Genomic DNA, 7,656 nt, shown 5'->3' with positions numbered 1-7,656 from the left:
GCCATCAGCCTGATGAAGAGCGAGAATGTCGAGGTCATCGCCGGCGTCAATCTGCCGATGCTGATCCGGCTCGAGGGCGCCCGCAAGGTGATGAGCGTCCACGCCGCCGTCGCCGCCGCGAGGGAAGCGGGCCGCAAATATATCTCGGTCGCTTCCGAGGTGCTCGGGGAAGCCGCCGCTTGACTGCGGTCAGCCGCGAGGTCCGGATCGCCAACAAGCGCGGCCTGCATGCCCGGGCAAGCGCCAAATTTGTGTCGATGGCCAGCGAACTCGATGCATTGATCGAAGTCGAGAAGGACGGCCAGCGGGTCTGCGGCACATCGATCATGGGCCTAATGATGCTCGGCGCGGCGATGGGCGACACGATCGTCATTCATTGCGAGGGCACGCATTCCGACGATGCGCTGCAGAAGCTGGCCGGGCTGGTCGAGGACCGCTTCGGCGAGGAATAATGGCGCGCCAGGTCACGGCCTTCTCCAACGCGACCGTCAAGCGGCTGCGGTCCCTTCGCGACAAGAAGGCACGGCGGGCGGAGGGACTCTTCCTCGCGGAAGGCCTGAGGATCATCGCCGAGGCTCGCGACAGCGGCCGGCTGCCCGAGATCATCGCCTTCTCCGCCGAGAGCACCCGGCACCCACTCGCCGCCGAGATTATCGCCGCGACCGAGGCGGCGGGCGGAGAAGCAATCGAGACGAGCGCCGATATCCTCGCCAAGATGAGCGGCAAGGACAATCCTCAGATGCTGCTCGGCGCTTACCGGCAACCAGAGACCGGCCTGGAGCGACTCGACCGGGCGGCCTCGCCCTTGTGGATTGTCGCCCAGGCGCTTCGTGACCCCGGCAATATCGGGACCATCCTCAGGACTGGGGACGCGGTCGGCGCCGGGGGTCTGATCCTGGTCGACGATTGCGCGGACGCATTCTCGGTCGAGGCGGTGCGAGCGTCGATGGGCGCGATCTTCACCCAACAGGTTGCGACGGCGCGCTGGCCGGAGTTCCTCGCCTGGCTTCGAACTGACGAAGGGCAGCTCGTCGGTACCAGTCTCAATGCGACGGACGATTATCTCGTTGCCCGCTATCATCAGCCCTGTTTTCTGCTCATCGGCAATGAGCAGCAGGGACTGCCGCCGGACTATGAGGCGGAATGCGACCTGCTGGTGAAAATCCCGATGGCCGGCCGGGCCGACAGCCTCAACGCGGCGGTGGCGGCGGCGGTGATGGCGTTCGCGATCAAGGCGAGCTGGCGCCAGGAGGGCTCATGAAACCGTCCATTGCACCTGTCCTGCTTCTCGCCGGATGCATGGCGGCGCCGGCGTCCCAGATCCCGCCCGGACCACCGGCCGCGACCTATCGCGCCGTCGGCACGGAGCCGTTCTGGGGCCTGACCATCGACGAGCGCGAGATCGTCTTCACGGCGCCGGATCAGACGCCGGTCCGGCAACCGCGACCGCAGGCGATCATTGGGTTCGCCGGCGAAATCTACCAGACGGCCCGGATCCGCGTGAACATCGTCCATGCCCAATGCAGCGATGGGATGAGCGACAAGGCCTATCCCGACAGGGTCCAGGTGGACGTCGGCGGCCGCCGGTTCGAAGGATGCGGAGGCCTCTAACGTCACTACAGCCACGGAGAGCGGCGCTTTTTGTGTGACTTTAAGCGCGAACGGCAGACAACCTTTGCCTCTGGACTGCCGGCCGGGACACGCGGCGACGGCTGCAAAGGAAGTCCTATTTGGCAAGCCTGGCTTATTCGGCGGCGATCTGCGGCGGCTCGTCGTTCGACGGCTTCGCCCCGAGCTTGGTGAGCGGACGCGGCGCGACTTCCACCATCGGCGGCGGGTCGAGCGCCTTGTTGCTCCCGGCGCCTAGCGCGTCGAAACGCTTAGCCTGAGTTAGCACCTGACTCTCGAAGCTTCCAACCATTTGGTTGTAGGCACTGTTGGCAGTGGCAAGGTTCTTGCCGACGCGCGCCATATGATCATTCATGGTTGCAAGTCGTGAGTGTAATTCCTTGCCGAGGCTGGCGATCTCGCTTGCGGCTTCCGCGAGCTTCTCCTGCCGCCAGACGCTCGCGACAGTTCGGGCGATGGCGACGAGATTGGTCGGCGTCGCCAGCAGTACACGGTCCTTGAACGCCTTCTCCCAAAGCTCCGGATCCTGCTCGAGCGCGGCAGTCAAGAAATGTTCTCCCGGAATGTACATGATCACATAGTCGGCAGCGTCGCCGAATTGCGACCAATAGGCCTTGGAGCCGAGCTGCTGCGCGTGACGAGCGATTGAAGCGACGTGCGCCTTGAAACAGGAGGTGCGCCGCACTTCGTCGACCTCCTCGCAGGCTTCAAGATAGGCGTTGAGCGAGCATTTGGCGTCGATGATCAGCTTGCGGTCCGATGGCAGGTTGACCACCGCGTCCGGGCGCAGACGTCCGTCGTCGGTCGTGACCGAGACCTCCATCGCGAAGTCGATGCCTTCCACAAGGCCGGACTGGACGAGGACGTTACGAAGGCTCTGTTCACCCCAGCGGCCGCGCGTCTTGGGAGCCGAGCGCAGCGCGTTGACGAGGTTGCGGGTCTCGTCGCGGACCTGCCCCTGCCCTGTCCTGACCAAGTCGACGGCCTCGCGCAGGCCAGCATAATGGTCGACGCGCTCCTTTTCGATGGTCTGGAGCTTTTCCTGATAGCTCTTGAGGAGTGCCTCGACTGGCGTCACGGTCTGGATGAACTTCTCTCCGGCCTGCTCGAGGAACGACTTGCGGGCGTCGCCGAGTAGCTTGCCTGCGATCTCCTGGAACTGGCCCGACAGGCTGTCGCGGGCATCCTTGAGGGTCGCGATCTGCTGCTCGAACGCCTTGTCGCGCTCCTCCTGACGGCTCCGGAGCGTGGCGACGTCGGCCCTTAGCGCGCTGGCAGCTTCGCGTTCCGTTGCAAGCTGAGCCTCCAGGGCGTCCGCGCGCTTCGTTTTCTCGGCCTCTCCGGCGAGGTTGACGACAGCCTCGTTGAACTTGACGCGCCACCCCTCGGCGTCGGCGCGCAGCTGGTCGCGCTCGATCGTAAGTGGCGCGGTCGAGCGGCTCGCGAGCCACCAGCCGAGGACCACCCCGGCGACGAGCGCCCCGAGTGCCAGAACCAGCGCGACCGTCGGCTCCATGACCATAACTCCCCCGGAACAAAGAGCGAACCGTAAGGTAGTTGGACCCTGCGCTCAAGCGGAACGTTAGCCCGGCAGAGCGAGGAGAATCGAATGTCCATCCGCAAGATGATCGCCCTTCACCCGGACGTGCAGGGCCACGTCAACCAGCCGCTTGGCGATGCCGTCCACCACCTCATGTATTGCGCGAAGATGTGCCTGAGCTGCGCGGACGCCTGCTCAGCCGAGACGATGGACATGCGGCAGTGCGTCCGCATGTGCCTGGACTGCGCGGATATCTGCGAGGCGACGTGCCGGATCGCGCTTCGCCGGACGGGCGAGAACGAGCAGGTGATCCGCGAGATGCTGGAGCTGTGCGCGCGTATTTGCGACGCCTGCGCCGCGGAATGCGAACGGCACGAGCACGAGCATTGCAAGCTGTGCGCGCAGATGTGCCGGGAGTGCGCCGAGGATTGCCGACGAGCCGACGAGTCGATCGGAGCTTGAGGTCCTCCTCCCCCGCCGACGCAGGGGAGGATCGCCAGGCAATCCCGTCTATCTCGCCATGTTCATGACTTGCCAGTTTCCATTGTCGATGAAGGTTCGGTATTTCTCGTAGCCCCGGACCGCTTCTTGCCCCTTCTCTTTGGAGAAGGCCTGGTAGATTTCCTTTTCAACGGCCTGGTCGCGCGCCTGATCGGGATCGTCGAGCGCCGTGCTTGGCACGTGAGTCATGATGAGCACGTTGGGCGAACCCTTCACATAGCCGGTCCGGGTCATGAACCTGTAGTCGTCGATCAGCCCGCGGCGCTTCAGCACCTCGAACGCGGAGACCTGCGAGCTGCGCAGACCGGTGAGATAGTCGTCGACGTGGTTCGGATCGACCTCGATCGCGTTGATCGTCCAATAGCCCTTTTGCGGGGTGTAATCGACATAAGGTTCGGCAACAGCCGCGGTGGAGACGCACGCAACAGCCAAGGCGCCGGCGGCGCCCACCAAGATGTTCTTCATGGCAAATCCCCAAGGCCGGTCATTCGGCCGTGCGCAAACAACCATGAGCGCCCGAGTCGCGCCTAATGACAATTCATTTCGCGGAATTCCGCATGTCGGCGGATGTCAGACTAAGCAGCCTTTTTCGGCTGCTCTTTCCGTGCCTTGGCAATCTTCTTGAGGATCATGTCTCGCTTCAGGCGGGAGAGATGATCGATGAAGAGAACCCCGTTGAGATGATCCATCTCATGCTGGAGGCAGGTCGCGAGAAGGCCCTCGATCTCCTGCTCGTGGGACTTTCCCCCGAGGTCCTTCCAGCGCGCCTTGATGCGATCCGGGCGGTCGACCTCGGCATATTGGTCGGGAACGGACAGGCAACCCTCGTTGTAGGGCACGTCCCGGTCCGAATGCTCCACGATCTCGGGATTGATGAAAATGAGCGGGTTGCGGACCGGCTCGCCGTCTTCTGTCTCGGGCTCCTGGAGGTCGATGACGAGAACGCGCAGCGGCTCACCGACCTGGATCGCGGCAAGGCCGATTCCCGGTGCTTCGTACATCGTCTCGAACATGTCGGCGACAAGGGTCTTCAGGCTCTCGTCGAAAAGTTCGACGGGCCTGGAGATCTCGCGCAGGCGCGGATCGGGAACTTCGAGGATCGGGCGGATTGCCATGGCTGCGATTTAGTCTTTCAGGTCAATTGCTTCAAGCGATGGGACGGCGGGCGCGCAAAGCCTGGGCGAGAGTTCCCTCGTCGAGATAGTCGAGCTCCCCGCCGACGGGAAGTCCGTGCGCCAACTGGCTTAGCCGGATGGGAAAGTTTTCAAGCCGTTCCGCGAGATAATGGGCTGTGGTCTGCCCCTCGAGGGTCGCGTTCATGGCAAGGACGACCTCGTCGATGCCGCCATTGGCGACGCGCCTGACCAGACTGTCGATGGCGAGGTCTTCGGGGCGGACTCCCTCTAATGCGGACAGGCGGCCGCCAAGGACGTGGTAGCGGCCCGGGAAAAGACGCGAGCGGTCGAGGGCCCAAAGATCCGCAACCTCCTCGACGACGCAGAGCGCCTTGTCGTCGCGGCGCGGGTCGCGGCAGATCGAGCAGGGATCGGAGGTATCGACATTGCCGCAGATCGAGCAGGTCGACAGGCGGTCGGCGACGGCCTGAAGCGCGCTCAGCAGCGGCTGAAGCGTCGTCTCTCGCCGCTTCATCAGGTGGAGGACGGCACGGCGGGCGGAACGCGGGCCGAGGCCGGGCAGGCGCGCGAGGGCCTGGGACAGGGCTTCGATCTCGGATGACGCCATGGTGCCGTTCTTGACCGGGCGGGCCGCGGCCCGCAAGTGCAGCGCCATGCGGATCGTCTTCATGGGATCGCCGGAGTTCGCGGTGCCGAGCCTGGATGCCCTGGTGGAAGCCGGGCACGATGTGGTGGCCGTTTATTCGCAGCCACCGCGGCCTGCGGGTCGCGGCAAGGGCGAGCGCAGGACAGCGGTCCACGAGCGGGCGGAGGAGCTTGGGATCGAGGTTCGGACCCCGCGAACGCTTCGGGATGCGGAGGAGCAAGGACGCTTTCGTGCGCTGGACGCCGATCTGGGCGTCGTCGCGGCATACGGCCTGATCCTGCCGCTGCCGATCCTGGAGGCGCCGAAGGTCGGCTGCGTCAACGTCCATGCCTCGTTGCTGCCGCGCTGGCGGGGAGCAGCGCCGATCCAGCGGGCGATCCTTGCAGGCGACGAGACCAGCGGCGTCACGATCATGCGGATGGATGAAGGTCTCGACACGGGGCCCATGCTGCTCAAGCGCGAGCTCGACATCCGTGGCAAGAACGCGGGACAAGTCACGGACGCGATGGCGGGACTTGGAGCCGATGCGCTGATCGAATGGCTGGCGCGGCCGAAGCCGCCGGTGCCCCAGCCCGGCGACGGCGTGAGCTATGCCGCCAAGATCGACAAGGCGCAGACGCGGATCGACTGGGCGCTCCCGGCGGCAGAAATCGAGCGGCAGGCGCGAGCGTTCGCGCCGGTCCCGGGCGCCTGGTTCGTGGTGAATGGGGAAAGGGTGAAGCTGCTTGCCGCAGAGCTGGGCGTCTGGGAGGGTGCGCCGGGCGAGGTGCTGGACGACCGGCTGACCATAGCCTGCGGTGCGGGGTCGGTCCGGCCGCTCAAGGTGCAGCGGGCCGGGCGCGGGCCGATGAGCCCAGATGAGCTGCTGCGCGGTTTCGCGGTGCCGAGGGGCACGATCCTGCCGTGACTCGCTGGCGCCAATGACTCGCTGGAGACTCACGGTCGAATATGACGGCGGGCCGTTCATGGGGTGGCAGCGACAGGACCATGGGCCGTCGGTGCAGCAGGCTCTCGAAGAGGCGCTGGAGCGAATGACCGGCGAGCGCGCAGCTTTCACAGCCGCTGGCCGCACGGACGCGGGCGTGCATGCGCTGGCGATGAGCGCTCATGTGGATGTCGCGAAGGCGCTGACGGCGCATCGGCTGCGTGAGGGACTGAACGCGCTGCTGCGGCCGTCGCCGGTGTCGGTGCTGGATGTGAGCGAGGTCGCGGGCAACTGGCATGCGCGCTTCTCGTGCGTGAGCCGGCGGTATCTCTATCGAATCTTGAACCGGCGGACACCCCCTGCGCTGGAGGCTGGGCGTGTCTGGCATGTCGCGGTACCGCTGGATGTGGAGACCATGCGGGAGGCCGCGGCGCACCTCGTCGGGCGGCACGACTTCACCCCCTTCCGCTCGGCGCATTGCCAGTCTGAGAGCCCGGTCAAGACACTCGACCGACTGGAGGTCGAGCGCGCGGGTGACGAGGTGCGGATCGCGGCGGCCGCGCGGAGCTTCCTGCATCATCAGGTACGGTCGATGGTCGGGTGCCTGGCGATGGTCGGGCGCGGCCAGTGGTCGCCGGGCGATATGAAGGCCGCGTTGGATGCCAGAGATCGCGCAGCGCTCGGGCTCAATGCACCGCCGCAGGGGCTATATTTTGCTGGGGCCGTTTACTAGGATAAGTCGCCAAACAGCTGATTACTCGGCAGCAATTGCCTCATATTCCTGAGCGGCCAAATATTTTTCGGCGTCGAGCGCAGCCATGCAGCCGGTGCCGGCGGCGGTCACGGCCTGGCGGTAGATCTTGTCCATGACGTCGCCGCAGGCGAACACCCCGGGGACATTGGTGCGTGTCGTGCCGACCTCGACCTTGATGTAGCCGTCTTCGTCGAGGTCGAGCTTGCCTTCAAACAATTCGGTTGCGGGCTTGTGGCCGATGGCGACGAACGCGCCCTCAACCTCGAGCCGGCTGACCTCGCCGGTGCGGCGGTTGCGGAGGTCGAGGCCGACCAGCGCCTCGGGCTCGCCGCCGGCGACAAACTGGTCGACTTCACTGTCCCAGATAATGTTCACGTGTGGATTGGCGAACAATCGGTCCTGAAGGATCTTCTCCGCGCGAAGGCTATCGCGGCGGTGGATAAGAGTGACGTCATGACTGTGGTTGGTGAGGTAAAGCGCCTCCTCGACCGCGGTATTTCCGCCGCCGATCACCGCGACCTTCTT

11 protein-coding genes and 1 pseudogene are annotated in these 7,656 nt (G+C 65.2%); 7 read left to right on the top strand and 5 right to left on the bottom strand.

Going from position 1 to position 7,656, the window contains the following annotated elements; translation table 11 throughout:
- The 4 genes and pseudogenes from JOZ79_RS02255 to JOZ79_RS02240 all read left to right on the top strand — a co-directional run.
- Positions 1-183: pseudogene (locus JOZ79_RS02255) on the top strand (PTS fructose transporter subunit IIA); the annotation flags it as partial.
- A complete protein-coding gene (locus JOZ79_RS02250) occupies positions 180-452 on the top strand; it encodes an HPr family phosphocarrier protein (RefSeq protein WP_294070002.1) in 273 nt (90 codons plus the stop codon). The pseudogene JOZ79_RS02255 and the gene JOZ79_RS02250, both read left to right, overlap by 4 nt.
- Positions 452-1,261, top strand: coding sequence for an RNA methyltransferase (locus tag JOZ79_RS02245; protein ID WP_294069999.1), 810 nt, complete (start codon positions 452-454; stop codon positions 1,259-1,261). The genes JOZ79_RS02250 and JOZ79_RS02245 overlap by 1 nt, the downstream gene beginning before the upstream one ends.
- Complete coding sequence (locus JOZ79_RS02240) at positions 1,258-1,611, top strand: hypothetical protein (protein WP_294069996.1); 354 nt, start codon at positions 1,258-1,260, stop codon at positions 1,609-1,611. The genes JOZ79_RS02245 and JOZ79_RS02240 overlap by 4 nt, the downstream gene beginning before the upstream one ends.
- A gap of 133 nt (positions 1,612-1,744) precedes the next feature.
- Here JOZ79_RS02240 and rmuC read toward each other — a convergent pair whose 3' ends face one another.
- Complete coding sequence (rmuC, locus tag JOZ79_RS02235) at positions 1,745-3,145, bottom strand: DNA recombination protein RmuC (protein WP_294069993.1); 1,401 nt, start codon at positions 3,143-3,145, stop codon at positions 1,745-1,747.
- 93 nt (positions 3,146-3,238) lie between these two features.
- Between rmuC and JOZ79_RS02230 the strand changes: the two genes are divergently transcribed.
- On the top strand, positions 3,239-3,631 hold the full coding sequence (locus JOZ79_RS02230) for a four-helix bundle copper-binding protein (RefSeq protein ID WP_294069990.1): 393 nt from the start codon (positions 3,239-3,241) through the stop codon (positions 3,629-3,631).
- A 48-nt stretch (positions 3,632-3,679) separates the two neighbouring features.
- Here the strand turns inward: JOZ79_RS02230 and JOZ79_RS02225 are convergent, their stop codons facing one another.
- The 3 genes from JOZ79_RS02225 to recR all read right to left on the bottom strand — a co-directional run bounded on the left by JOZ79_RS02225 (position 3,680) and on the right by recR (position 5,413).
- Complete coding sequence (locus JOZ79_RS02225) at positions 3,680-4,135, bottom strand: hypothetical protein (protein ID WP_294069987.1); 456 nt, start codon at positions 4,133-4,135, stop codon at positions 3,680-3,682.
- A 110-nt stretch (positions 4,136-4,245) separates the two neighbouring features.
- Entirely contained in the window at positions 4,246-4,785 is a 540-nt protein-coding gene (def, locus tag JOZ79_RS02220) for a peptide deformylase (RefSeq protein WP_294069984.1), read from the bottom strand.
- Between the two features lie 31 nt (positions 4,786-4,816).
- On the bottom strand, positions 4,817-5,413 hold the full coding sequence (recR, locus tag JOZ79_RS02215) for a recombination mediator RecR (RefSeq protein WP_294070005.1): 597 nt from the start codon (positions 5,411-5,413) through the stop codon (positions 4,817-4,819).
- 46 nt (positions 5,414-5,459) lie between these two features.
- On the opposite strand from recR, the gene fmt reads away from it, so the two are divergent.
- A complete protein-coding gene (gene fmt / locus JOZ79_RS02210; protein ID WP_294069981.1) occupies positions 5,460-6,359 on the top strand; it encodes a methionyl-tRNA formyltransferase in 900 nt (299 codons plus the stop codon).
- A gap of 13 nt (positions 6,360-6,372) precedes the next feature.
- Positions 6,373-7,110, top strand: coding sequence for a tRNA pseudouridine(38-40) synthase TruA (gene truA / locus JOZ79_RS02205; RefSeq protein ID WP_294069979.1), 738 nt, complete (start codon positions 6,373-6,375; stop codon positions 7,108-7,110).
- A gap of 21 nt (positions 7,111-7,131) precedes the next feature.
- Here truA and JOZ79_RS02200 read toward each other — a convergent pair.
- On the bottom strand, positions 7,132-7,656 hold a 525-nt coding region (locus tag JOZ79_RS02200), incomplete at its 5' end, for an FAD-dependent oxidoreductase (RefSeq protein ID WP_294069977.1).

Origin of the sequence: Sphingomonas sp. (assembly GCF_019242355.1) — a bacterium.
Taxonomy (GTDB): domain Bacteria; phylum Pseudomonadota; class Alphaproteobacteria; order Sphingomonadales; family Sphingomonadaceae; genus Sphingomicrobium.
The sequence above is the reverse complement of the archived record's forward strand: the minus strand, read 5'-3'. Positions and strand labels throughout refer to the sequence as shown.